This is a genomic window from Microbispora sp. NPDC004025, from assembly GCF_053604425.1.
On record NZ_JBSGHN010000003.1, the window covers coordinates 238,406 to 263,210 of the forward strand.

The following is a 24,805-nucleotide window of genomic DNA, read 5'->3' on the forward strand; positions in this document are numbered from 1 at the left end:
CGCCTTCGGCTCGGAGCCGGGCCGTGCCGGAGGCGCGCAGGTCAGCACCTCGCCAGGCACTGTGCTTATTGATGCGCTCGCTACGCTCGCTCATGCGAAGGACCTCGCCATCCGCCCGGCGGCCGTGTAGGCCAGCGCCAGCGCGCCCCAGCCCAGCAGCGCGAGGAACGTCACCCGCGCGTCGAACAGCGCGGCCGTTACCGAGATCAGCGCCATCCGCTCTCCGATCGGCAGCACGATCATCTTCTTCGCCCAGTACGCCACGCCCCTCACGCCGCTCAGCGCGTCGAGCCGCCGCGACAGCGCCAGCACCGAACCGGTGCCCTTGGCGGCCGCCGCCGCGGGCGCCTCGTCCCACGGCACGGCCATCGAACGCGGGGCGGCCGCCCGCAGGCCCGCCGCCCTGGCCCGGTCGGCCACCGCTCCCGCGTAGGAGAAGTCGACCATGTGGCGGATCGTCTGCAGGACCATCGCGGCCACGGCCAGGCCCCAGATCTCCCACGCCCTGTCCGGCACGGTCACGTATCCGGCCGCCAGCCCCACGTACACCAGGTATTCCTTGAGCCGGTCGCAGATCGCGTCGAGCCAGCCCCCGAGCGGGGAGAACCGGCGCGTGTACCGGGCGAGCTGGCCGTCCAGGCAGTCGAGCACGAACGACAGGTAGAGCGCGACGGCGCCGACCACGAGCCCCGCCCGGTTGCCGTCGGAGAACCAGATCGCGGCGATGGCGGCGAACCCGACCGAGATGCCGGTGACCGTGTTCGGGGTCAGCCCGAGGCGGGCGGCCGGGCGGATGAGGTGACGCGACCACGAGCTGACGCAGTGGGTGGTGAAGAAGCCGTCGCCGCTCTTCACCGCGGCGTCGAGCCTGGCCTGCGCCTCGTCGACGTCGGCGAGCTCGCGCACCGCGCGCTCGGCGGCCGGGCGGGTGCCGGCCCGCCCGCAGTGCAGGGTGCCCAGGGTGACGGCGTGCACCTGCACGCCGGCCCGCACCAGGCCGGTGAGCAGCAGCTCGGCCACCTCGCCGTCGCCGACCCGCCCGAGATGACGGCGCTGGGCCAGGTCGGCCAGGTCCTCGGCGATGTCGGCCAGCCCGGCGAGGTGGGACTCCCCCACCTGCAGGACGCCGCGGAAGGTGCCGTTGGCCCACTCGACCTCGTGGAATGACGTGCCCGCCGACACGACGCGGCCCCACTCGGTCCGTACGGGCGGCCGCAGCGGGGCCGGGTCACCGCTGGCGACGATCGCGCCGGTCGGGCGCGCGGGATGGTCGAGCAGCAGCGACAGCGCCTCGGTGTGCGCGACCACGTCGGCCGCCAGCACGGCGACCGGGGAGGTCGAGGCCCGGGCCGTCTTGGCCACGATCCGCAGGTCCTCGGCGAGCCCGTCGCTGACGCAGATCTGGTGCCGCGGGCCGCTCTCCGCGCCCTTCTCCCACCCTCCTGTCTGCGCGTCCTGGCTCCGCACCACGACCAGCACCTCGCGGACCGGAAGCGTGCGGAGCTGGGCGGTGAGCCGCTCCAGGAGGCTGCCCTCGGACCGGGCGCCGTCGGACCAGGGCAGCCCGGCGGCCGGGGAGGTCGCGAGGACGACCGCCACCGTCTCTGTGTCCCGTGACGTACCGGGCTTGCTCGGATCCGCCCCCATATGGAAACCCGCTTCACGTTGACCCGCACGTGCTCACCTCGCAAAGTAACCGAGTGATCACTAGGTGGCAATCACCTTCTCCGGCTTCCGGCACGGGTATGGTCTCCTCCGGGGAGGACATCATGATCGCCGAATCGCGTCTGCGCAGGGTGGGGGTGGTGCTGGCCGGCGGCGTCGGTCAGCGCGTGGGCCTCAACACCCCGAAACAGCTTCTGAAGATCGCCGGGAAGACGATCCTGGAGCACACCCTCGACGTGTTCGACGGCCATCCGGAGATCGACGAGGTCGTCGTCCTGATGGCCCCCGGCTTCGTCGCCGAGGCCGAGGAGCTCGTCAGGAGGAACGGCTACACCAAGGTCGGCCGGGTGCTCGAAGGAGGCGCGAGCCGTACCGAGACGACCTGGCGGGCGCTGTGCGCGCTGGGCGAGCAGGAGTGCGACGTGCTGCTGCACGACGCGGTGCGGCCGCTGATCGAGCCGCGCATCATCGGCGAGTGCGTGGCCGCCCTCGAACGCTACGAGGCGGTCGAGGTGGCCATCCCGTCCTCCGACACGATCGTGGTGGCCGCGCCGGGCCCGCGTGGCGACATCATCCGCGACATCCCCGACCGCTCGCGCCTGCGCCGCGGGCAGACCCCGCAGTGCTTCCGGCTGTCGGTGATCCGGGCGGCGTACGAGCGCGCCCTGGCCGACCCCGAGTTCCCCTCGCTGCCCACGACGGACGACTGCGGCGTCGTGCTGCGGTACCTGCCCGACGTGCCGATCTACATCGTGCCCGGCAGCGAGCACAACATGAAGGTCACCCATCCGGTCGACGTCTTCATCGCCGACAAGCTCTTCCAGCTCGCCGAGAACACGGCGCCCGCGCTGGACGAGGAGGCCTACCGGGCCGGGCTCGCGGGCCGCACGCTCGTGGTCTTCGGCGGCAGCTACGGCATCGGGGCGGACATCGTCGCGCTGGCCAGGGGCTACGGCGCGAGCGTCCACTCGTTCTCCCGCAGCCAGAACGGCGTGCGCGTCGAGGACGTCGCCGCCGTGGAGGACGCGCTGGCCCGCGTGTACGCCGAGACCGGCCGGATCGACTACGTCGTCAACACCGCGGGCGTGCTGCACATGGGCAAACTCGGCGAGTCCGGGCAGCACACGATCGAGGAGACTATCGGGGTGAACTACCTCGGGCCGGTCAACATCGCCCGCGCGTCCGTGAAATACCTGATGGAGACCCGCGGCCACCTCCTGCTCTACACCTCCTCGTCCTACACCCGGGGCCGGGCCGACTACAGCCTCTACTCCTCCACGAAGGCCGCCGTCGTCAACCTCACCCAGGCCCTCGCCGACGAGTGGGCCTGCCAGGGTGTCCGCGTCAACTGCGTCAACCCCGAGCGCACCGCCACCCCCATGCGGCTGCGCGCGTTCGGCGACGAACCCGCCGGAACGCTTCTCTCCCCCGCCGCCGTCGCCCGCACCAGCCTCGACGTGCTGCTGTCCCGCCTCACGGGACAGGTCGTGGACGTACGGCTCAGCCGATGACCGCAACCATCTACGGAGGGACGGGCGCCCGCCCATGGGGGGAAACATCAGGGGGCGCAGGGCCCCGAACGCACTGGTCAGGCTGGTCCGTCGACCGGCGCTGAGAGGCATGACCGGTGGGCGCAGGGGCGCGTTCACCGCGCTCACGCTCGCGTCGTACCCGGCCATGCTCGCGGCCGCCGTGTGGCCGCTGCCCGCGACCTTCGCGGTGCTCGTGCCGCTGTCGTACGCCGCGGAGATCGCGCTGCCCGGCAGGGCGGCGGGGACGCTCAGCCGGGCCCATCTCGGGGCCACGGTCCGCTTCCTGTCGCGGGAGACGGCCGTCGTCGTGCTGCTGGCGCGGCTGGCCCCGGGGCGGCCGTGGTGGTTCGCGGCGTTCGCGGCCGGGCTGTTCCTCTTCCACGGCCTGCGGGCGGCGCAGACGTGGCTCGCCGAGCACGTCGACCGCCGGCACAACCACATGCCGGTGATGACCCGCAACATCGACCTGCCCGCGCTGCGGATCCCGCCCGCGCCGCCCCGCGCGCTGCTCACCTGGCGGGGCGCCAAGCTGCTCTACCTCGACGCGCTCGCGGTCGTGCCGGCCGCGGCCGGGGCGTCGGCGGGGCTGGGCTGGACGGGCGCGGCGGGCGCCGCCGTGGCCCTGGCGCTGGAGGTCGTCGCGATGGCCGCGCTGCTGGCGCACGCGCGGCGGGCCAGGCACCTGGGCGACCGGCGCCGGGTCCTCGCGGTCGTGGACGAGTGGGTCGCCGCCTACCGGCCCGAGGTCGTCATGTACTTCTCCGGGCCCGTCACGGCGGCCTACCAGGCCACGATGTGGCTCGGGACGCTGGAGCGGATCACGCCGAGGACGCTGGTGGTGCTGCGCGAGCGGGCGCTGGTCACGGCCCTCGGGTCGACGACGCTGCCGGTGGTGTGCGTCCCCGCCTCCGTCGATCTCATGAACTTCCGCGCGCTCGACGGCGTGCGGGTCGCGCTGTTCCCCGCCAACGTCGGCAACAACATCCACATGCTCCGGGTGCCGGGCGTGCGGAGCGTGTTCATCGGCCACGGCGACAGCGACAAGGAGGCGTCCTTCAACCCGTACACCAAGGTGTACGACGAGGTCTGGGTGGCCGGGCCCGCCGGGCGGGACCGCTACCTGCGCGCCCAGGTGGGCGTGCGGGACGAGGCCGTCGAGGAGGTCGGCCGCCCCCAGCTCGCCGGGGTGCGGCGCACCAGCCCGTACGCCGAGGGAGCGGCGCCGTACCGGACCGTCCTGTACGCGCCCACGTGGGAGGGCTGGAGCGACGACCTGTTCCACAGCTCGCTCGTCGCCATGGGCCCCGCGATCGTGCGCGCCCTGCTGAACCGGCCGGTGCGGGTGATCTACAAGCCGCACCCGCTGACCGGCCACCGCTCGCCGGCCGCCCGCCTGGCGCACCGGAAGATCATGACTTTGCTGCAGGAGAGCACCGGCATGCCGCATCTCGTCGTGACCGGCCGCGAGCCGTCGCTGTACGAGTGCTTCAACGAGGCGGACGTGCTGATCTCCGACATCTCCAGCGTGGTGTCGGACTTCGTGGCCAGCGGCAAGCCGTACGTCGTGGCGAACGTGGCGGGCCTGCCGGAGGACCGGTTCCGCGAGCGCTACCCGGCCGCGGGCGCGGCGTACCTGCTCGGCGCCGACCTGGCCGAGCTGCCGGACATCCTGCGCCGTCTCGACGCCCCGGGGGACGACGACATGGCCGCCGCCCGGCGCGCCCTGCGGGCCTACCTGCTCGGCGCCGACCATCCGGACCCGCTGGCCCGCTTCGAGGAGGCCGTACGGCGTGCCGCCGCCCGCGCCGAGGCCCGCGCCCGCTCCCTCGGCCTCGAAGCCCTCGCCCCTGCCGCCCGCGACTGAAATACTGGGCGTATCAACTCAGCGTATCGACGCGGACACGAAGGGATGCACACCCATGGTCGCGACTTCACGCAAGCCCCACGGCCCCGCTCTGGCACCCGTACCCGAGCGGCCACTGCCCGGCACTCCTCGTGAGCTGTTCGATTCGCTGCCCCCACTTCCGGGTCTGCGGACCGAGATCATCGACGGGAGACTGATAGTGAGCCCTGTGGGCACCCCCGAACACGCCCGAGCGGCCATGCACCTGTTCCGCGCGTTCATCCCCCTCATCGACGAGCGAGGGTGGGAGGGTTTCAGCGGCAACGTGGACGTGTGTATCGACGGCAGCCGGGACCCGGTCGAGCCGGACTTCGTCCTCGCCCCCAAGGATTGCCCGCGCTGGGGCAATCGGGAGCTTTTCTCTTCCGGTCTGATGCTGGTCGCCGAGGTGGTGTCGAAGGGGAGCGCGGAGGACGACCGCATCAAGAAGCCGGCGATCTACGCTGGGGGCGGGGTCCCGGTGATGCTCCTCGTGGACCCGCTGACGAGGCCCGCGTCGGTCACGGTCTACAGCGACCCCAAGGAGGGTCAGTACCAGGTGATCTCGACGGTGCCGTTCGGGCGGGAGATCCACGTCCCCCGCCCGATCGGCTTCACGCTGGACACCTCAGTCTTCGAAGAGGTCCTCTAGGCTCGCCCGTTCGGGCTTGGGACGGGGCTTGCTGAGCTTCGGGGGGCTGGTCAGGAAGCCCGTCCCCCACGAGACGTGCATGGTGGCGTACACCAGCGGCAGGCGTACGAGCGCGGCGCCGGACAGCCCGCGGCCGGTGAGCACCGAGCCCGCGAGGATCGCCGCGAGGTAGCCGCCGGGGATGATCAGGCCGGGCCAGAAGAACGGCGAGACCACCAGGCCCAGCGCCATCGCCGCCACCGCGGCGGGCGGGGCCAGGTAGCGCAGGTTGATCGTGCCCTGGTGGGTGCGGGAGACGACCCGCCGCCAGCGGCCGTAGTGGAAGTACTGCTTGGCCAGGGCGCGCACGTTGGGCCGGGGACGGTAGGTGACTCGCATCCTCGGCTGGAACCACACCAGCCCGCCGGTCTCCCGGATGCGGTGGTTCATCTCCCAGTCCTGCGCGCGCAGGAAGTGCTCGTCGTAGCCGCCCACCCGGTCGAGGGCGCTGCGGCGGAAGACGCCCAGGTAGACGGTGTCGGCCGGGCCGGCCTCCCCGCCCGTGTGGAACCGCGCGTTGCCCACACCGATCTTCGAGGTCATGGCGCAGGCCACCGCCTGCTCGAACGGCGTGATCCCCTCGGCGGCCATGATGCCGCCGACGTTGTCGGCCCCGGTCTGCTCCAGCGTCTCCACGGCCGTACGCAGGTAGTCGCGGGGCAGGATGGCGTGCCCGTCGACCCGCGCGATGATGGGGTTGCGGGACGCGGCGATGGCGGCGTTCAGGGCGTTGGGGGTGCGGCCGGTGGGATTCGGCACGACGACGACGCGGGGGTCCGCTGCCGCGATCGCGTCGGCCACCTCCTGCGTGCGGTCGTGGGAGGGGCCCACGCTGATGACGACCTCGAGCGGGCCCTCGTAGTCCTGTTCGAGAACCTGCCGCACGGCGTCGCGCAGGTGCCGTTCCTCGTTGAGCACCGGCATGATCACCGAGATCGGGGGCCAGTTCCGCGCGGGATTCTGGCTCGCCTGTCGCGAGTCGGGAAAGGGCTTCATGGCGGCGCTCACGCTACTGTACGGAGGGGTGGAGAAGGCAACCGGAGGACGGGAATGCCCGGCGACGATGGGGAGGACTCCGGCGTCCGCATAGGGGGCGACGGGTACGGCGGGGTGAAGCTGACGGCGCAACGCGCCCGCCAGCGGAGGTCGAACCTCCGATCGCTGGTCATTTCGGGCTCGCTGTCCGGAGTCGTGCTGATCGGTTCCGGCGTCGCATGGCTGGTGCCGAACTACGCGCTCAACCGGATCGAGTCGGTGGACGCGGGCACGAGCGACGCCGGGTCCCGGGGCGCGATGAACATCCTGCTCGTGGGCGTGGACCGGCGCGACAACCTGAGCAGGCGCCAGCAGAACCAGCTCCACCTCGGCCGCGACGTCGGCGAGCGCACCGACACCATGATGGTGATCCACCTGTCGGAGGACCACGGCAAGGTGACCGTCGTCAGCCTGCCGCGGGACACCTGGACGACGGTTCCCGGCAAGGGCGAGCACAAGATCAACGCCGCGTACCAGTTCGGCGGCGCCAAGCTGGCGGTCAAGACGGTGGAGCAGGCGACGGGGCTGCGCATCAACCACTACGTCGAGGTCAACGTGCTCGGGTTCATCGGCGTGGTGGAGTCGCTGGGCGGGGTGACCGTCTGCACGCCGGTGACCATCGACGACCCGAAAACCAAGCTGAACCTGCAGCCGGGGACGTACACGCTGGACGGCGTCAACGCGCTCGCCTACGCCCGCACGAGGGCCACCGCGCGCTCCGACCTCGACCGCATCGACCGGCAGCAGCAGGTCATCTCCGCGCTGCTCAACAAGGCGCTCAGCGGCGGCACGCTGGCCAACCCGATCAGGCTCAAGGGGTTCCTCGACTCCACCTTCAGGACGATCAAGGTGGACCCGGATCTGCAGAAGAACCTGCTCGGCATGATCGACCAGTTCAAGGCCGTCTCGACCGACGACGTGTCGTTCGCGACCGTGCCGCTGTCCGACGTGAACTACCAGGCGCCGACCGGCGAGTCGGCGGTGCTGTGGGACAAGGCCGCCGCCCGCGACCTGTTCCGGCGGATCGACGCCGACCAGCCCCTCGTCAAGCCGTCGGCGAAGGCCTCGGCGTCTCCTTCGGGCAGCCCCGCGGCCTCGGCGACCCCCACGACCTCGCCGACGGCGCTCACGATCCCGCCCGGCCGGATCTCGGTCAAGGTGCTCAACGGGACGTCCGTCAACGGCCTCGGCGCGACCACTAAGGCCCGCCTCGTCGAAGCGGGCTTCATGGTGCCCTCGACTCCCGGCAACACGGCCCGGCGCGACTTCGCCACCACCGTCGTCCGCTACCCGCCCGGGCGCGAGGACTCGGCGCGTACGGTGGCCGCCGCCATCCCGGGCGCGGAGTTGCGCGAGCAAGCGGACGTGACCGGCATCGAGGTCGTCGTGGGCCAGCAGAACCACGACGTGAAGAAGGTGACCGTGGCCGCGCCGGAGGGCTCCGCGACGCCAGCGGCGCCCTCGCCGCAGGCGACCCCCACCGCCCGCACCGCCACGCAGAACATCTGCAAGAGCTGACCGTCCGGACGCCCGGCCGGCGGTAGGGCGTGCGGCACCACCGCAAGGCGGAGGTGCGGCCGGCCCGAGCGAGCGGTCGTCAGCCGCCGTAGATCTCGTCGAGACCGATGAGACGCAGGCGGTCGTCCGAGGCGGCCGAGGCCCGCAACTCGGCGGTGAAGCCCGCACCGCCGTAGCACGCGAGGATCGTGTCGCGGGTGTCGTAGCCCTTTGCGGCGAGGAAATCGCGGGCCCGGGCGAGCCGCCCCACGTGGTGGTGGCTCATCGTCTCCCCCCACTTCGCCTCCCCCAGGGACAGCAGCCTGCCCGCCCGGCCTCCATCAGGGGGAGAGAAGACCGCCACGTCAATCTCTATCTGGGTGCGGTTCTCCGGGTCGTTCACGGTGCCCGCGCCCACCGTGGCGGGGAAGCCCCCGAACACTTCCTCGCCGGCGCCCATGGCGTAGTCGCGGCACAGAGCCTCGAAGTGCGGGCCCACGATTTGGGCCAGGAAGGTCTCACGTACCGATCCCCACACCGTCTCGCCGCGGTACGCCTCCAGTTCCGGCCAGCGCCGCCGCATCACACCCTCGTAGAAGGTGATCAGGGGCTCGACGATGCGGTAGCGGGAACGGCCCTGGCGGAAGACGTCCGGCTCACGGGCGACCAGCGCGCAGTCCTCGAGGACGTTGAGCGGATGGGTGATCTGATCGGACCTGCGGCCTATGTAGCTCGCGATGCCACCGTTCGTGGTGTTTCCACTCGCGATGGCGGCCAGCACCGAGTGGTACAGCGCCGGATCGCGGATGTCCGATTCCTCCGCGAGGAGATACCGGGCCTCGCGGAAGAGAGGCTTCTGCGGGTTGAGAACGCTCCTGACCACCCAGGCATCGAAATCCGCCAGGCCGGCGGGCGCGTCACCTTGTGTGAACTCGTACCGGTACGCGGGAGTGCCCCCGACGATCGAGTGCACGAGCACGGCCAGGCGCGGATCCGTCAGCCCCCAGAACCGCGCGGCGTCGCGGTAGCCGAAGGGCTGCACGACCAGTTCGAGCCCGGCTCGCCCCCGCAGCGGCGCCTGCCCCGCGAGCAGCCCGCCCATGACCGCCAAGGCGGAGCCGCAGAGGATCAGTCGCGCGGAGCTGTCCCGCCCGCTGCCGCCCGGGCCGAGTTCGCGTTGGATGAGGAGGGAAGGCTCGGCGTGACCCTGGACAGGAAGGGAAACTCGTCCACGACCACCAGGGTCGGCCGGCTCCGGAACCTGCGGAACAGCTCCGCGATCGCGTCGTTCCAGTCGCGGAACGGACGCTCCGGCACCTCCCGCGTATGCCGTACGAGCGCATCCGCGAAGAGCCGGAGCGACTCCGCCTCCGTGGCCTCCGTTGCGGCGAAGTACAGGCCACCGGTCTCCTCCGCCAGGGCCCGCAGGAGGAAGCTCTTGCCTTGCCTGTGTCGTCCGCTGACGATCCCGAGCGTGGCCCCGCTCATCGCACTCCCCGACACGAACGAGGCGAGTCCCTGCCACTCCCGCACTCGGTCGAACATCCGCTCGGGCTTCGGGACCACAGGCACCTCCGGCACAGAAGTGCAGTTCACGGAACCATACTTCTGTGAGACTCATCCGCTGGTTCGCCTCGATGTCGCGGGGGAACCCCTTGTCGATCCTGGACGTGTCAGCGCCGCCAGTGCCCGATGAGCCAGGCGCAGATCTCCGGCTCGGTCATCTCGGGAAACTCCTCGGCGAGCGTGGCGAGCGCGCGCAGCGCCTCGTCCCGGTCCATGCCCCGCGCCGCCGCCTCCTTGAGGTATTCCTGGCGCGCGGCGGTGGGACGTCCGCCGCCGGTACCACGGCCCGGCAGACCGTTGCGCCACTCGGTGATCTCCGTCAGCCGGTCGGGGCGCCAGCCGGGGGTCCCGTCGATCTCGACATCGGGCTCGGGGAACGGGTGCGCCGATTCGGCGGGATAGCGCGAGCGCCACTTGTGCACCGCGTGCCGGCTCACGCCCAGCGCCTCGCCGATGCCGAGAACGCCGAGGTACCGCTCGGTCATGGTTGCACCAACTCTGTCTTCGTGGCTGCGTCTGTACGGCCTCCTCCGCGGGTCCCATTACTACCACGCCCGTCCCGGATCGATGTCCGGCACCTGGGGCCTCACTCGCGGGACGGACGCTCGACCGGCGGGGGCTCTCCCGGCAGGCGGAGGGTGCGGTGGACCATTCGATGCAGGTGCCTGCGGAAGTGCCACAGCGCTCCCGGATGGTCGTGGCCGTAACGCCGGCCCGACCGGTCGTACACGCCGCTCTGCACGAAGCTGTGGACGCACCAGATGACCGAGTTGATCATGTAGTCCACGTCCACGTCCCGGGCGGTCACCAGGGGAGCGATGCTGTCGCTTACGAACTGCGCCGCCGGCGCGGCGTACATCGGCTCCGGCTCGGGGACGTCGCTGGCGTCGGAGAGCCATCTGAAGGTGTAGAGCGCCGGATACTCCGGGTATCGGCAGCAGAAGTCGACATACAGGTCGAGGAGCGCGTGCAGGGCGGCGATCTTGCGTTCGGGCGGTGCGCTGACGAGGTCCTTGACGCCCTTCTCCAGGACGGCGTTGTGGTAGCGGTTCATCCGATCCATGACCGCGAGGTAGAGCGTCCGTTTGTCGCTGAAGTGCCGCTTGAGCATCGTCACGTCGACGCCCGCGGCGTCGGCGATCTGCCGCATGTCCGTACCGTCGTAGCCCAGCCCGGCGAACAGGCGGGTCGCCACCTGGATGATGAGGTCGGACAGGGCCTCGTCGCCCGTACCCGTCATGCGGTAGTCGGTTCCCGCCCGGCCCTCCGCTAATCACGCACGGCCTTCGCGATGACGGAACCCGCCTTCCTCCCTGCGGTGTCCGGGACTGTTCCGGACGCTCACGCACCTTGTGGGAGCCCACACGGACGGCGATCTTCGTTGTGCTTTCCTCAGACGCTCCTCCCGAGACGCCTACGGAGGTCCTTTCGTGCATCGATCACTCGGCTGGGAACCGCCGTCCGCCTCCTCGGGCCCGCGGAGGGCGGGATGAACCTCCGGTTCCGGTTGCTGGGCCCGATCGAGGTCAGGAGGGACGACAGGCCGGTCCCGCTCGGCTCACCCAAGCAGCGCGCCCTGCTGACCGCGCTGCTGCTCGAACCCAACCGGGTCGTGTCGATCGACCGGCTGGTCATGGCCGTGTGGGATGAGGAGCCGCCCCGCTCCGCCGTCGCCAACGTCCGCACCTACGTCAACCGGCTGCGTCGCGCGCTCGAAGACGGCGATCGGCTGACGGCCCGGCCGCCCGGCTACGTCCTCGCCGTGCGGGCCGGCGAGCTCGACGTGACCGACTTCGCCGATGCCCTGCGCCAGGGCAAGAAGGCGCTGTCCGCCGGGCGGCCGGAGGCGGCGCTGCGGCACCTGTCGGCGGCCCTCACGTGCTGGCGGGGCGCGCCGGCCGAGGACGTGCCCAGGACGGCGGCGCTCGGCCCGCGCCTGGACGCGCTCGCCGAGCAGCGCTGCCTGGCCCTGGAAGCGCGGGCCGAGGCCCGTCTCACGCTGGGCGAACACGCCGACGCCGTGCCGGAGCTCCGCGAGATGGTGGCCGCCCATCCCACCAGGGAGCGGTTGTGGGGCACCCTCATGCTCGCGCTGTACCGCACCGGGGACTCCGCGGCGGCGTTGTCCGCCTACGGGCAGGCGCGCACGTTCCTGGCGGAGGAGCTGGGCGTCGAGCCCGGGCCGGAGCTGGCCGGGCTGCACCGGAGCGTACTCAACCGGGACCCGGCGCTCCTGGCGGTCCCCGTGGCTCCCGCTCGCGATCCGTCCCAGCCCGTGCCCGTGCCCAAGGCGGCGCCGGCCTCGGGTCCGGGATGTCTCGTGGGCCGGGACCCGGAGCTGGAGGAGCTCGTGGCCGCGATCGCCGCCTCTCCCCCGCGGCCCGTCGCCGTACACGGCCCCGCGGGAGTGGGGAAGTCGGCCCTGGCCCTGCACGCCGTCCGGGCGGCGGCGCCGGACTTCCCCGGCGGCGTGCTCCACGTCGACCTGCGGTCCCTGCCCAGGCCCGGCGCGTACGAGACGCTGGCGCGGCTGCTGAGCCTGCTGGGACTGCCGGGCGACCGGATCGCCCCGGACCTCGACGACGCGGTGCTCCAGTTCAGGACCGCCACGGAGGCCAAGCGCGTGCTGGTCCTCATCGACAACGCGACCGGCGAAGGGCAGCTGCGCCCTTTGATCGGCGCGTGTCCCGGGTGCCAGTTCGTGATCACCAGCAGGGCCGTGCTCGCGGCGCTCGACGAGGTCGTCCACCTGCCCCTCGCTCCCCTGACCGACGACGCGGCGTACGAGCTGCTGTCCGGGCTCTGCGGCCGGGACCGGGTCGACGCCGAGCAGGTGCGGAGAGTGGCCAGGCTCTGCGACAACCTGCCGCTCGCGCTGCGGATCGCGGGCAAGCGACTGGCTGTGCGGCGGGAGTGGACCCTGGCGGCGTTCGCCGACATGCTGGCCGACGAGGAGCACCGGCTCGACCTGCTGACCTGCGGTGACCTCTCCGTGCGGGGCGCCCTCGACCTCGACTACCAGGCCCTGCGGCAGTGCGAGGGGACGGCGGACGGCAGCGCGCTCGCCCTGTTCCACCGGCTCGGCGAGCGAGGCGTGGCCGACTGCCGGTCGGCGATCGCGGCGGAGCTGCTCGGCTGCGACCGGCGTACGGCGTGGGCGGCGCTCGGCAGACTGGCCGATCTCCGCCTGATGAAGCCGGTGGCCCCCGACCATTATCGGATGAACGATCTCACCCGCCTGTACGCCATGGAGATCGCCCGAACCACCGCGGCCTTCATTTGAGGGGATGAGGGAGGGCGGAGCGCCCCGATTTCACAGGGCGCTCCGCCGTGCTCGTCTAGCAGAGGTACTGCCACGTAGTGCAGTAGCGGCCGCCGGGAATCTCCGACCCGGTGCAGCAGTAGCGCCGGACGCAGGTCGAACCCTCGTACCAGCAGTTGATCGCCTCGGCGCGGGTCGCCGGGACCAGCCGGGCGACCATCCGGTCCGCCAGCCGCTGAATCGTCCGTGTCATTCAGTTCCTCCTTCTTGAAGAACTCCGTTGCCCGGCCGACATTAGGAGCGGCTGCGATCACGGACATACCACTGCGATACATGGAGTCCTGTATTCGGCTCATCTGAATTCCGTGTGCAGCCGCCTGATCACGACACCCGCGATTCTGCTTTCGGGGAGGAGACCCCACTGCCGGGAATCGGTGCTGCGCGACGGGTTGTCCCCGAGGACGAGCAGCCGTCCCGGCGGCACGCGGGCCTCTCCCGATCCCTCGAACTCCGGCGGAACCGGGTCCCCGGCCACGGCCGCGGCCCGCTTGATCACCAGATTCGTGCCGCCGTCGAGCGTGAAGCCCTCTCCCGGGCCCACACGGGAGATGACGACGACGTCCCCGCGCCGGACGCGCCGTCCGGGCCGCAGCCTCCGTACGAGGACCCGGTCACCGGACCGCAGGGCCGGTTCCATGCTCTCCCCATGCACCTCGACGACGTGCAGGGTCCGCCGGATCGCCGTCACGGCGGCGGCCGGGAGCCCCGCCGCGAGAAGGACGAGCAGGACCGGTGTCATCGCGCCCCCGAGAGCCGGTCGTGCGGGGCGCCCGCGTCCCGGTCCTCCGGCTGCCGGTATCCCTCCGCCTGCAGGGTGAACAGGTGGGCGTATATGCCGCCACGCCCCAGCAGCTCGGCGTGCGCGCCCTGCTCGGCGACCTGTCCGCCGTCGAGGACCACGATGTGGTCCGCGTCGCGCACCGCGCCGAGACGATGACTGATCAGCACGCTCGTGCGCCCGCGGCGGTGCTCCCTCAGGCCCTGGTGGATCTCGTGCTCCGCCTCGGCGTCGAGGCCGGAGCTGGGCTCGTCCAGGATCAGCAGGTCCCGCTCGCCCCGCAGGTAAGCGCGGGCGAGGGCGAGCCGCTGCCACTGCCCGCCCGACAGGTGGACGCCCGTCGCGGCACCGCCGTCCTCCGCACCGCCGTCCTCCGCACCGCCGTCCTCCGCACCGCCGTCCTCCACGCCGCCGTCTTCTGCGCCGGCGTCTTCTGCGTCGGCGTCCGGGGGAACGGCGAAGACCCGCGACAGCATGGTGTCGTACCCCCGGGGCAGGCCGCTCACGGCGCCGTGCGCGCCCGCCCGCCGCGCGGCCGCCTCGATCCTCCCCCGGTCGTCGAGCGCGGCGAGATCGCCGAGGCCGATGTTCTCGGCCGCGGTCATGTCGTACTCCATGTAGTCCTGGAACACCGCCCCGATCCGGGCGCGAAGCTCAACCGGGTCCATCTCCCTGAGATCGACCCCGTCCCAGCGAATCGAGCCGCGTTCGGGGTCGTACATCCGGCACAGGAGCTTGACCACGGTGCTCTTGCCCGCGCCGTTCCTCCCGACGAGCGCCACCGCCGTGCCGTACGGGATGGTCAGGTTCACGCCGCGCAGGGCCCAGGGGTGGCCGGGCGAGTAACGGAACCACACGTCGTCCAGCTCGATCCCCCGGCGCAGCGGGCCGCCCCGCCGGGGCCGGACCGGGACCGGCAGGTCCGGCTCGGCGTCCAGGACGGCGAGGTAGTGGCCGAACAGCAGCACCTGCTGGTGCGCGGTGACGAGTTCGACGACGAGACCGCTCACCGCCGCCTGGACTCCGGCGACGGCCGCGACGAACAGCGCCACGTCGCCGACCCCGCCCGTGCCGTTCGCGGCGGAGACGAGAACCCACAGCAGGCCGCCCCCGGCCGCCAGCGCCGCCGTGGTCCCAGTGACGGCCTGGACGCCGAGCTCGCGCCGGTCGGTACGGCTCCGCTCGGCGTTCGCGGCCCGCCTCTGGGCGTTCATCAGCCCGCGCAGGTGCGCCCCGATGCCGAAGAGCCTCAGCTCCTTGGCCGCCCGGACGTTGACGAGAAGCTCGCCGAAGAAGAACTCGCGGCGCTCGACCGGGCCGATGCCCCACAGCATCGCGGCACGCCGCCGGGACAGCCAGAGCTCCGCGGCCAGGGACGGCACCGCCGCCCCCACCACCAGGACGGCCATCCACGGATTTATCGTCACAAGGGAGACGAGGAACCCGGCACCGGTCAGCACCGTCCTGGCGCCGCCCAGGGCGGCGGAGACCACCATGCCCGGGGTCGCTCCGCCGTACTGCTGCGCCATCCGGATCCGGTCGAGGAACGCGGGGTCCTCGAACCTGGAGAGGCCGACGAACCGCTCGGTGGCCCGGAAGAGACGGTCCTGGGCGACGAGGCCGACCCTGCGCCCGCTCTCGTCCCTGACGTACTGGACGACCTGCGGCCCGAGCGCCGTCAGCACCCCGCACCCGGCGAGCGCGGCGCCCAGGGCCGCGGTCACGCCGGTCTCGGCCTGGCCGCCGGCGATCTCGTCGAGCACCAGCTTGGTGCACCACGCGATCGTCACCGGCAGGGCGGCCATGAGCATGCTGAGGACGGCGAAGGCGGTGGTCAGCCCCCTGCTCGCCCGCCAGGCCATGCCGAGAGCGGTGACCACCGCCCGCGCTCCGGCATAGCCCCGCGCCCGCGCCTTCACGCGTGCGCGGGAATCTTGCCGAGGTCGTCGACAGTGGTCCCGCTCGCGACGACCCTCTTGTGCTCGTCGACCAGGGCGAGGGACGGGAAGCCCTTCACCTGCAACGCCCCGGTCAGGCCGGTGCCGTACTCCTCGATCAGCACCAGGGCGACCGGCTCCAGCGTCCGCCGCTGGTCCGCGACCTCCTCCTCCGTGCCGACGAGCACGGCGAGCACGTTGCCGCGTCCTCCCGGGTAGGTCCGCGCGTGCTCGGCGAACTGCGGCAGGCGGTCGTGGCAGGCGGAGCAGTCGGGTGAGAAGACGCCGACGAGGACCGGCTCGGTCAACGTCTCGTCGGAGACGTGGACGCCGTCGGTGCTCACGGCGGAGAAGCCGCCGATCGTCGCACCGGGCGGGAGCACGATCGGCGGGGACGCCACCGGCCGCGCCGACAGCATCGCCTGGTGCTCCCGCAACCGCCGGATCACCCCGACCGTCAGCACCAGGTCGATCAGGCACAGGACGCCGACGCCCAGCACGAGCGCTGTCAGGAACGGCATGAGGGGGTACCTCCGTCAGGGTGTACTGGTGAACAGACCGGCGATCTCACCGGTCGCCGACAGCAGGACCGCCGTGGCTCCGGCCGCGAGCGCGACCGCGGCGAGCCCCGCCGGCCCGATGTCCGTGAGGACGGTTCCGCTCCCGCCCACGACCGCCTCGGTCGCGGACAGGACCGCTCCGGCCGCGGCCGCGACGACGAGCACGGCGTTGCGTGCGAGATGACCGGGACCGACCGGAACGGCGGAGGCGCCGAAGCAGCGGCAGGGGACCCGTCGGCCGCGCCGCAGCGCGACGAGGATGGCCACGCTGAAGGCCGCGAGCAGCCCCAGTGCGACGCAGAAGCCGGCGAGCACGGTGGGCCCCCAGGCCAGCAGCGGCGCGACGGCGGCCTCGGCGGCGGCGACGAGCGCCGCGACGGGCCTGACGCGCCGGGCCGGCAGGCGCGTGAGCGCGCGGGTGGCCGCCGTGAACTCCTCGTACGCCGTCCGCCCACGCAACTTGCTCACGGCGGACATGAGGAAGACGATCCCCGTGAGCAGCCGGCAGAAGGCGAAGAGATAGGCCACGGACGTCCTCATCCCCGGTCGGTCGGGCGGGTCGCCCTCCACGCTAGGAACCGCCGCCGGACGTGGGATATACGACGGCTACACGCCGCGATGTATCGGCCCGCGCGGACTGCCGTTGTCTCCTGCGTGCTTGTGGCCTGGAGCGTTGCGCCGGGCGGAGGGGACGGTGGTCATGGCGTCCACCCCAGGAACGCCTCGCCGGCCGAGAGGCCGCCCACCCATGCGCCGACACCGAGGAGGGGCACCGCCAGGCCCCATGCCGAGCGCCTGCGCACGGCCCACACGGCCACGCCCAGCAGCCCCGCCCACACCACGAGAAGAACGACGATCGCCCAGAGGGGCGCGACCAGCCCGCTCGACAAGTAGAACGGCAACAGGAACAGCTGACCGACCAGTCCCAGCCAGCTGACCACTCGGGATACCAACGCCACCTCCGGCAGCCGGACGCCGTCGCGACTCACCCACCGTACCGATGATCCGGGTGGCAACCGGCGCCACGGCGGAAGTGGCGACCAGCGTGATCCGGCGGGCGAAATTCACCGGCAGGGCACGCGCATGCCGATTTCCGGCGATACCCCCATCCGGAATGCCGCGCGATTCCTGGCGGTTGTCCGCGCTTCGTCGTTTCGACGATGATTCAGAATCGCATCAGGTGTTTGAGGGGGCAACGATGAAGGGGATTCTGGTTTTCCTGGGCATCGCGGCGGTGGGCGCGTTCGCCGCGGTTCTGCTGTTGTTACGTCCGGACGGCGCAGGCGAGCAACCCGTGGCCGCCGGTGCCACCGCCGCGGCATCGAGTTCCACCGCCGTGACCTCCGCTTCCACCGTGGCCTCCGCTTCCGCCGTGGCCTCCGCTTCCGCCGTGGCCCGCAAAAGCGTGCTGCTGGACGCCGAGGGCGTCGTCATCGAGGAGTTGTCCGGCGACTGCGCGGACAGCGGATATCCCTACCTCTGCCGGTACGTCACAAAGCGGCTTCTCGCCGAGGATCCGCGACTGCTCACCCGCGACGGCCTGACGATCCGGACGACGATCGACCGGCGGCTCCAGCGGGCCGCGCAGCGGGCCGTGGACGCCCACGTTCACCGCGAGGACGCACAGATCGCCGCCCAAGTCATGATCGCGCCGGGTGAAGGCGCCATCAGGGCCATGGCCGCCAGCCGCGACCCTGTCGACGGGCCGGGATTCCAACAGGGCACGACGGCGATGCCCTACACCCTGGCCGCCGCGCTCGCCGCCGGCTTCCGATTTGACGACGGCTTCCACGTCGGCGACGAACACCGCGCCCAGAGCCTTTCGAGGTTCAAAGACTGTGCGGGCAACGCTGTCGGCGATACGCATGTCGCCGTCCATAACCGGAAGAAGGGCGGAAACCGGCTCGTCACCCTGCGATCCGGCACCCGAGACGCGGTGAACACCTTCTACATGAAATTGGAGGAGCAGGTCGGCCTGTGTGAGACCGTCAAGATGGCCCAGCGGCTCGGGTTGCGGAGCGCCGATGGGAAGCCATTTCGTGAGTTCGAGACGTTCACGATCGGCATCACCGAGGCCGATCCCGTCTCGGTGGCCAACTCCTACGCGAGCCTCGCCGCCCGCGGCCGCTACTGCGAGCCAGGCGTGATCACGGAGATCCGGGACGGGTCGGGCGTCCTGCGCACCTTCCCCCCGCACTGCGAGCAGGTCCTCGACCCGGCGGTCGCCGACGCGGTCACCGCAGTGCTGTCGGACGTCCTGGCGAAGAGCACGCTCAAGGGCATCGGCCGCGACGCGGCGGGCATGCCCGGCGAGGGGGACGCCCACCGAACCGCCTGGTACGCCGGTTACACCCCTGACCTGGCCTCGGCCGTCAGCCTCGGCGACACGCGCGGCGCGCCCCGGCACCCGATGATCGACGTCACCATCGGCGGCCGTCACTACGCCCGCGTGGGCGGAACGTCGATTCCCGGCCTCATCTGGAAAAAGGCGATGACCGAGGCGGTGCGGGGGACGCAGGAGAGCCGCTTCACCCCACCGGACACCGGGCGCTTCGGCGGCTGCCACGACGCCTGCCCGAACTGACCGCGTCCCAGACATCGCGGAAATACCGCCGCCGGCGTTTCGGCCGTTGAAGCCAGCGAATCACGGCGGCGGAGTTTTCGCAGCGATCTTGGCAAAGCGCGAAAAATTCGCAGAAGATGGCATTCTTGTCCGCGAGCGTGAGGAGCATGCGGTGGCCGACCGTTTCCGGCCTTCCGAGGACAGGCCCGTACGCATTCACGCCATCGGAATCGGCGAACGGTCTCCCGCCCCGGGCGGTTGGGGTGCGGTGCTGACGTACGGCAGACACAAACGGGAGCTCCACGGTTCCGAGATGGAGACCACACAGGACCGCATGGACCTTCTCGCGGCCGTCCAGGCATTGGAATGCCTCACCCGGCCCGTGCCCGTCCAGCTGGTCGTCGACGACGATCTGCGGCAGCGGGTCGCCCGCTGGTCCCCGCACTGGCGGCGCGACGGATGGACGCCGCCGGAGGAGGCCCCGGACCGTGAGTTGTGGACGCGCCTCGCGGCGGCGAGCCGTCGCCACCGGATCGCCTGGCACGAGCTGGACGGCGAGATCGTCGATCCCGACGGCGACCTCGCCCATGAGCTGGCGGCGAAAGGGCTGGACGACGCCGAGGAACAGCGCGCGCGGCGCGAACGCGAGCGCGAGGAGGAGGCCCGCAACGCTCCCTGCGACGGACCCTCGATCGACAGCGTTCTCACGGAGTTCCTCACGGACCGCCGTGAGCTTTGCTCCCCCCGCTCCTTCAGGCAGTACGAGAAAACGGTCGGCACACTCCGGTGGAGCATCGGCTGGTACGGCGACAGGAACATCGGCTCCATTCCGGCCAGGGAGATCGCCCGGCAACTTCCCGGCCTTTTCGAGACCCTTGTGCACAAGAAATTCGCGAGCGCCGACGAGCTGGGGAAGGTCAGGAGGGCCCTGCCGGAGCTGCTCGGATGGTTTCAGGCTCAGGGCCACATCGACGCCGAGGAAGCGGCGGCAGAGGTCGCCTACCACACCCGCAGGATCGACGGCTATATCGCGGTTCGGAAATTCGTGAACGTGCTCAAGGCGTACGCCGAGGACGAACCACTCCTCGACGCGCAGTCTGTCGACGAACGGGTGCAGGACGAATACCTGGAAATCATCGAAGTGTCCGGGGAGTCGATCACCTTCCGGCATCCGGACGAGTCGCAGGTTGTTTCCATCGCCGTTCCTCCCGATGTCGCCCGGATGGCCCGCCCGGGCTGGGAGATCCTCCTTACGGCCGTTCGTCACGAGGGCCGGTGGCACGTCGAGCACGTCGTCAACGGCGAACCATGAGCCGCTTCCGGCGGAGCAGGCGCCGGCCTCAGCCGCGCATGCTCTCGTCGCTCAGCTCGTTCAGCGGGGTCAGCGCGGCCGAGGCCTCGTCGTGACCCATCCCGGTCGCCTCCAGGAGGTCGACGGCGATGGAGCGCAGCTGCGCGAGGATGACGTTCGCCGAGAAGCCCAGGTTCTTGGGCCGCTCCCGTGCGGCGACGGCGAGCAGCGCCTGCCTGGCCAGCATCGGTTCGCGCCCGGCCCCCAGTTCGAGCTGGAGCAGCAGCGCCGCCTCCGAGACTTCGCGCAGCACCTCGGCCAGCGCGACCGGCGGCGGGCTGGGCTCCCCCATCGCCGCGAGCGTACGGCGGACCAGCACCCGTGCGTTGCGCAGCGCCAGGTCCACCGGTACGGCGGCGGTCTGATACCCGGCCAGCCTGGCCCGGTGATGCCACCGCAGCGGTGAGATCCTGATGATCTCCTTGCTGTTCTCCAGCGCCGCCGCGAACTCCTCGACCGCGGTCTGGGTCCTGCGTCCGCACTCCAGTGCCTCGGCGGCCAGGTCCGCATCGCCCTTCTCGATCGCCTCAGCCGCCTGTTCCAGCACGGTGGAGAACGCGTCCAGCACGCCGGACAGGTGTTTGCCCGCGATGGTGAGCGGGCTGGCGGGCAACAGGGCGACCGCGACGATGCCGACGATGCCGCCGGTGAGCGCGTCGGCCATCCGGTCGAGCCCGCCGACGTCCGCGCCCGGCACCAGCATGGCGACCAGCACCGCGGACGAGCCGACCTGCGACACGAACAGTTCGCTGCTGTTCAACAGCCACGCGACCGTCATCGCCAGCGCGATCACGAGCGCCAGCTGCCAGGGGCCCGAGCCGATCCAGGACACCAGCAGGTCGCCGACGCCCACGCCCAGGCTGACGCCGATCACCAGCTCGGCCAGCCTGCGCAGCCGCTGACCGAGCCCTATGCCGACACAGATCATCACGGAGATGGGCGCGAAGAGGGGGTGGGCGTGGCCGAGCAGATGAACGGCGACGAGCCAGGCCAGCGCGGCGCCCACGGCGCACTGCGCGATGGAGGGCCCGATCAGATTGAACGTGCCCAGCCGTTTCCTCACCTGATCACCGAGCCACGTTCGCACTCCTCCCACGATGGCGGATCTTTATGACATTGGGATCACATTTGCCCCGGATTCTTCTGATTCGGCCCGGTTCGGCCGAGATCGAGCAGCGACGCCGCATAGGCACCCGCGAGCCGATCGATCAGGAGTGCCGGCCGACGACGAGACGGCCGGGCTTATAGCGGACGAAGGCGGCCCCGCCGAGGTTCAGCGACAGAGCGGAGCGCTGCAGGACGGCGGGCTCGGCGACGTCACCCCAGCGGCCGGTCGTGACCCGCCTGTCGATCGCCCGCACACCCGCGACGATCTCCGCGGTGGTGAAGGCGCAGTGGCCCTGGCGCGCGACGTACGCCTGCCGGAGCAGCCGATCGTCACCTGCCGCCCGGACCCGTTCGGCGAACGCCGCCTCCTGCTGCACCGGGACGAGCTCGTCGGCGATGGTGTGCAGGTTGAGCAGCGGCACCGCGAGGCTCTGACCGGCGGTGGAGGACGCCTGCAGCCTGCGCCGCGCCCCCGGGTCGGCGCGCAGGCGAGCGCCGCGGGTCAGGGTGGCCAGGTCGGCGCGCAGGTCGAGGCCGGCCTTGCGATACAGCGCCCGCACCTGGCCGGCGTGCTCGGAGTCGCGCAGCAGCGCCGCGTAGTCGAGCCCGGCGTTCCAGGACGTGTTGCCCCCGGCGGACTGCTCGATCGACCAGCGGCCGTGCTCGATGAACCCCAGCACCCCTTGGGAGAGCCAGGCGAACTGCTGGGCTTCCTGCCCCTCAGGATCGCCGGCCGCCGGCGGGTCCTGGCCGGGCGCCCAGTCGCTCTGGTTGAGATAGGCGGCGGCGAGCGCGATCCTGGCCCGTCCCTGTGGGGTGGCCTGCGCGGCGATAACGGCGTCGGTCAGCCGCTGCGCCGTCGCGGCGGCGTCCGCGGCGTCGGCGAACCCGGTGAGCCGTACGTCCTGGCCCGGCAGCAGCAGCGAGGCGATCGTGTACTCGGCGTCGTACTGGTAGTCGTCCAGGTCGACGCCCCCCGCGACAAGGGCGCACAGCCCGAGGGCCCCGTCGACGCGGCCGGCTCCGTCGCGGGCGATCTGGGCGTTGACCAGGCCGCCCATGGACAGCCCGACCGACAGGGTGCGGGACGGCCGGCGGACCGTACGGGCGAAGGCGTCGAGGGTGGCGAACTGGTCGCGTTCGGCGCTGTTCAGCGCCCACCACGAGCCCTGGGGGTCGAACGAGGAACCGGCGAGCGCGTAACCCTCCGCGAGGAGGGCCGTACGGGCCTCGTCGGAGGGCGCGTTCTGCGCGACGAGCGGACCATAGCCGTGGCTGAACAGCAGGAGCGTGCCGTTCCAGTCGGCGGGCACGTCGGCGATCCAGGTGGCGCCGTCCGCGAGGGTGCCGGACAGGTGCGAGGGGGTGGCGGCCGCAGCGGTGGTGCCGGTCCGAGTGTCCGTCGCGGCCCCGGCGGGTCCGGTCAGCGTGGCCGCAACGAGGGCGAGAGAGCCGGCGACGGCGGCGGGAATGCGAAGGAGGCGTCGAGGCACGAAGGCGCTCCGTTCCCGGGAAAGGAGGGTGTCCCTGTGAGTGCGGAACCCCCTGAAACTAGGGCAATATTTTGACCACCGTCAAGAGCATGCCGAACGTCCGTTGAAGTTGAGCGGATTGGGTGAACCGCACCAAGTTTCGGCCGCCCCGGAGAATACGGACGGCACCGACCTACCCAATCGGAAGGGCCTTTTCCTACTGAAAGGTCCGTGGCCGATGGGGGTGAGCGGTGGGTGCGCAGCCGCGCACACCTATGCCAGGCGTCGGCGATTCGGCCAATTAATTGGAGGTTTTCTCGCTCACCGATTTCCCACTTCTCCGCGCCTCGCCGCGCAAGCACACAAGGGACTTCGGCTGGAAATAGCAGTAGCACTGTTTATGCGATTAATGTGACATTAGCGTCCCTCTTCGGTATGCGAATCAGGAGAGGCCTATGACAGAGCGGGAAGATCTCCTGCAAGCGCTACAGGAGCGGCTGCAACGGGTCACCGCCAGACGGAGCCTGTCTCCGGTGCTGGAAAAGGCCGCTGTCGCGCAGGCCGAGCAACTCGTCGCGACCCTCCGCGGCGACGCGACCGATCTGCAGGCGATGCATCTGCTCGGCTGGCTGAACTGGTACCGCTACCTGGCCCTGCCCAAAGGACGGGAGCGTGCGGCTCTGGAGGCCTCGATCGATCTGTTCACCCCTTGCTTCATGAACGGTATCGAGACGTTCGCTCCCCGATTCAGGCACGGCAGCGAACTCCTGCCCGAACCGCTGCTGCCCATCCTGGCCGAACAAGCGGTTCCCACCGCGACAGAACTCCTCGGGTGGGTACGCGGCACGACTGATCCGGAAATGCTGTCGGCCACGATTCAGCTATGGCGGCGCATCCTGAGCGCCACTCCCGCCGATCACTCCAATCGTGCCGTGCGCGTATCCAATCTGGGGATCGCGCTGCAAATTCGGTTCGAGTGCACCGGAGCCGTCACGGACCTGAACGAGGCGATTCAGTATCTCCAGCAGGCGGTCCGAAGCACCCCCGTCGACCACCCCGTCCGCGCCATGTACCTGTTCAACCTGGGGACCATGCTGCAGACCCGGTTCGAGCGCACCGGAGCGATGACGGACCTGGACGAGGCGATCCGACGACTCCAGCAGGCGGTCCGAACCGCCACCGCCGACGATCCCAACCGCACCACCTACTTGGACAACCTGGGAACGGCGCTGCAGACCCGGTACGAGCGCACCGGAGACATCACCGATCTGGACGAGGCGATCCGACAACGCCGGCAGGCCGAGCAGGCCATCCCCGCCGACCACCCCGACCGCGCCACGTACCTGCACGCCCTGGGAAACATGCTGCAGATTCGATTCGAGCGCACCGGAGCGTTCTCCGACCTGGAGGAGGCGATCCGATGGGGGCACCAAGCCGTTCAGGCCGCCCCCGCCGACCACCCCGCCCGTGCCGCGATACTCAACGATCTGGGGATCGCGCTACGGCTCCGGTTTGACCGCACCGGAGTGATGGCGGACCTGGACGAGGTGATCCGACAACTCCGGCAGGCGGTCCGGACCATCCCCGCCGACCACCCCGGCAGCGCCATGTACCTGTCCAATCTGGGGGGCGCGCTGCAGAGTCGGTTCGAACGCACCGGAACGACGGCGGACCTGGACGAGGCGATCCAACTACTCCGGCAGGCGGTCCGGATCACCCCCGCCGACCACCCCAGCCGCCGCATATATCTGAACAATCTGGACACTGTGCTGCAGATCCGGCGGGAGATCTGAGTCCGCTGGTGCTGATACGCCTCCCGTGCCCGACGACCACTCAGTCCGCCGAGA

The 24,805-nt window shown here is 71.1% G+C and carries 22 protein-coding genes; 8 read left to right on the forward strand and 14 right to left on the reverse strand.

The window, feature by feature from the left end; genetic code table 11:
- Positions 1–90: 90 nt before the first annotated feature.
- Entirely contained in the window at positions 91–1,599 is a 1,509-nt protein-coding gene (locus ACWEQG_RS09280; RefSeq protein WP_452283230.1) for a CDP-alcohol phosphatidyltransferase family protein, read from the reverse strand.
- Between the two features lie 170 nt (positions 1,600–1,769).
- Here ACWEQG_RS09280 and ACWEQG_RS09285 point away from each other — a divergent pair, with 170 nt between their 5' ends.
- The 3 genes from ACWEQG_RS09285 to ACWEQG_RS09295 all read left to right on the forward strand — a co-directional run bounded on the left by ACWEQG_RS09285 (position 1,770) and on the right by ACWEQG_RS09295 (position 5,731).
- The gene (locus ACWEQG_RS09285) at positions 1,770–3,176 is read left to right on the forward strand and encodes a bifunctional cytidylyltransferase/SDR family oxidoreductase (protein WP_363464385.1); all 1,407 of its coding nucleotides are present in this window, start codon (positions 1,770–1,772) and stop codon (positions 3,174–3,176) included.
- 109 nt (positions 3,177–3,285) lie between these two features.
- Positions 3,286–5,061, forward strand: coding sequence for a CDP-glycerol glycerophosphotransferase family protein (locus tag ACWEQG_RS09290; RefSeq protein WP_452283232.1), 1,776 nt, complete (start codon positions 3,286–3,288; stop codon positions 5,059–5,061).
- A 55-nt stretch (positions 5,062–5,116) separates the two neighbouring features.
- Positions 5,117–5,731 (forward strand): Uma2 family endonuclease, encoded by a 615-nt coding sequence (locus tag ACWEQG_RS09295; protein ID WP_452283234.1) that lies wholly within the window; start codon positions 5,117–5,119, stop codon positions 5,729–5,731.
- Here ACWEQG_RS09295 and ACWEQG_RS09300 read toward each other — a convergent pair.
- Positions 5,708–6,766 (reverse strand): ExoA family glycosyltransferase, encoded by a 1,059-nt coding sequence (locus tag ACWEQG_RS09300; RefSeq protein ID WP_452283236.1) that lies wholly within the window; start codon positions 6,764–6,766, stop codon positions 5,708–5,710. The two genes, ACWEQG_RS09295 and ACWEQG_RS09300, sit on opposite strands and share 24 nt — an antisense overlap.
- A gap of 54 nt (positions 6,767–6,820) precedes the next feature.
- Here ACWEQG_RS09300 and ACWEQG_RS09305 point away from each other — a divergent pair, with 54 nt between their 5' ends.
- Positions 6,821–8,323 carry an LCP family protein gene (locus tag ACWEQG_RS09305; RefSeq protein ID WP_452283238.1) on the forward strand — a complete coding sequence of 501 codons (1,503 nt, stop codon included), beginning with the start codon at positions 6,821–6,823 and terminating at the stop codon, positions 8,321–8,323.
- Between the two features lie 79 nt (positions 8,324–8,402).
- Here ACWEQG_RS09305 and ACWEQG_RS09310 read toward each other — a convergent pair whose 3' ends face one another.
- The 4 genes from ACWEQG_RS09310 to ACWEQG_RS09325 all read right to left on the reverse strand — a co-directional run bounded on the left by ACWEQG_RS09310 (position 8,403) and on the right by ACWEQG_RS09325 (position 11,108).
- The gene (locus ACWEQG_RS09310; RefSeq protein ID WP_452283240.1) at positions 8,403–9,404 is read right to left on the reverse strand and encodes an AAA family ATPase; all 1,002 of its coding nucleotides are present in this window, start codon (positions 9,402–9,404) and stop codon (positions 8,403–8,405) included.
- 26 nt (positions 9,405–9,430) lie between these two features.
- Complete coding sequence (locus ACWEQG_RS09315; RefSeq protein WP_452283242.1) at positions 9,431–9,898, reverse strand: AAA family ATPase; 468 nt, start codon at positions 9,896–9,898, stop codon at positions 9,431–9,433.
- Between the two features lie 77 nt (positions 9,899–9,975).
- Positions 9,976–10,353, reverse strand: a complete 378-nt coding sequence (locus ACWEQG_RS09320; RefSeq protein ID WP_363464405.1) for a hypothetical protein — start codon at positions 10,351–10,353, stop codon at positions 9,976–9,978.
- A gap of 101 nt (positions 10,354–10,454) precedes the next feature.
- Positions 10,455–11,108 (reverse strand): TetR/AcrR family transcriptional regulator, encoded by a 654-nt coding sequence (locus tag ACWEQG_RS09325; protein WP_452283244.1) that lies wholly within the window; start codon positions 11,106–11,108, stop codon positions 10,455–10,457.
- 249 nt (positions 11,109–11,357) lie between these two features.
- Here ACWEQG_RS09325 and ACWEQG_RS09330 point away from each other — a divergent pair, with 249 nt between their 5' ends.
- Positions 11,358–13,151, forward strand: a complete 1,794-nt coding sequence (locus ACWEQG_RS09330; RefSeq protein WP_452283246.1) for a BTAD domain-containing putative transcriptional regulator — start codon at positions 11,358–11,360, stop codon at positions 13,149–13,151.
- Positions 13,152–13,206: 55 nt separating this feature from the next.
- Here the strand turns inward: ACWEQG_RS09330 and ACWEQG_RS09335 are convergent, their stop codons facing one another.
- The 6 genes from ACWEQG_RS09335 to ACWEQG_RS09360 all read right to left on the reverse strand — a co-directional run bounded on the left by ACWEQG_RS09335 (position 13,207) and on the right by ACWEQG_RS09360 (position 17,454).
- A complete protein-coding gene (locus tag ACWEQG_RS09335; RefSeq protein ID WP_363464411.1) occupies positions 13,207–13,383 on the reverse strand; it encodes a hypothetical protein in 177 nt (58 codons plus the stop codon).
- Positions 13,384–13,482: 99 nt separating this feature from the next.
- Complete coding sequence (locus ACWEQG_RS09340; protein WP_452283248.1) at positions 13,483–13,929, reverse strand: S26 family signal peptidase; 447 nt, start codon at positions 13,927–13,929, stop codon at positions 13,483–13,485.
- Entirely contained in the window at positions 13,926–15,887 is a 1,962-nt protein-coding gene (locus tag ACWEQG_RS09345; protein ID WP_452283250.1) for an ABC transporter ATP-binding protein, read from the reverse strand. Before ACWEQG_RS09345 ends, ACWEQG_RS09340 begins: the two co-directional genes overlap by 4 nt.
- Positions 15,884–16,426 (reverse strand): hypothetical protein, encoded by a 543-nt coding sequence (locus ACWEQG_RS09350; RefSeq protein ID WP_452283252.1) that lies wholly within the window; start codon positions 16,424–16,426, stop codon positions 15,884–15,886. The genes ACWEQG_RS09345 and ACWEQG_RS09350 overlap by 4 nt, the downstream gene beginning before the upstream one ends.
- Before the next feature lie 15 nt (positions 16,427–16,441).
- Positions 16,442–17,005 carry a MauE/DoxX family redox-associated membrane protein gene (locus tag ACWEQG_RS09355; RefSeq protein WP_452283254.1) on the reverse strand — a complete coding sequence of 188 codons (564 nt, stop codon included), beginning with the start codon at positions 17,003–17,005 and terminating at the stop codon, positions 16,442–16,444.
- 158 nt (positions 17,006–17,163) lie between these two features.
- Entirely contained in the window at positions 17,164–17,454 is a 291-nt protein-coding gene (locus ACWEQG_RS09360; protein ID WP_452283256.1) for a hypothetical protein, read from the reverse strand.
- Between the two features lie 11 nt (positions 17,455–17,465).
- Between ACWEQG_RS09360 and ACWEQG_RS09365 the strand changes: the two genes are divergently transcribed.
- Both ACWEQG_RS09365 and ACWEQG_RS09370 read left to right on the forward strand, forming a co-directional pair.
- Positions 17,466–19,049: a penicillin-binding transpeptidase domain-containing protein gene (locus tag ACWEQG_RS09365; RefSeq protein ID WP_452283258.1), complete on the forward strand. Its 1,584-nt coding sequence runs from the start codon at positions 17,466–17,468 to the stop codon at positions 19,047–19,049.
- 88 nt (positions 19,050–19,137) lie between these two features.
- Complete coding sequence (locus ACWEQG_RS09370; RefSeq protein WP_452283260.1) at positions 19,138–20,340, forward strand: RNase H family protein; 1,203 nt, start codon at positions 19,138–19,140, stop codon at positions 20,338–20,340.
- 28 nt (positions 20,341–20,368) lie between these two features.
- Here ACWEQG_RS09370 and ACWEQG_RS09375 read toward each other — a convergent pair whose 3' ends face one another.
- Together ACWEQG_RS09375 and ACWEQG_RS09380 are read right to left on the reverse strand one after the other, a co-directional pair.
- Positions 20,369–21,442 carry an FUSC family protein gene (locus ACWEQG_RS09375; protein WP_452283262.1) on the reverse strand — a complete coding sequence of 358 codons (1,074 nt, stop codon included), beginning with the start codon at positions 21,440–21,442 and terminating at the stop codon, positions 20,369–20,371.
- Between the two features lie 145 nt (positions 21,443–21,587).
- Positions 21,588–22,979 carry a hypothetical protein gene (locus tag ACWEQG_RS09380; RefSeq protein ID WP_452283264.1) on the reverse strand — a complete coding sequence of 464 codons (1,392 nt, stop codon included), beginning with the start codon at positions 22,977–22,979 and terminating at the stop codon, positions 21,588–21,590.
- Positions 22,980–23,413: 434 nt separating this feature from the next.
- Between ACWEQG_RS09380 and ACWEQG_RS09385 the strand changes: the two genes are divergently transcribed.
- Complete coding sequence (locus ACWEQG_RS09385) at positions 23,414–24,751, forward strand: tetratricopeptide repeat protein (RefSeq protein WP_452283266.1); 1,338 nt, start codon at positions 23,414–23,416, stop codon at positions 24,749–24,751.
- Positions 24,752–24,805 lie beyond the last annotated feature (54 nt).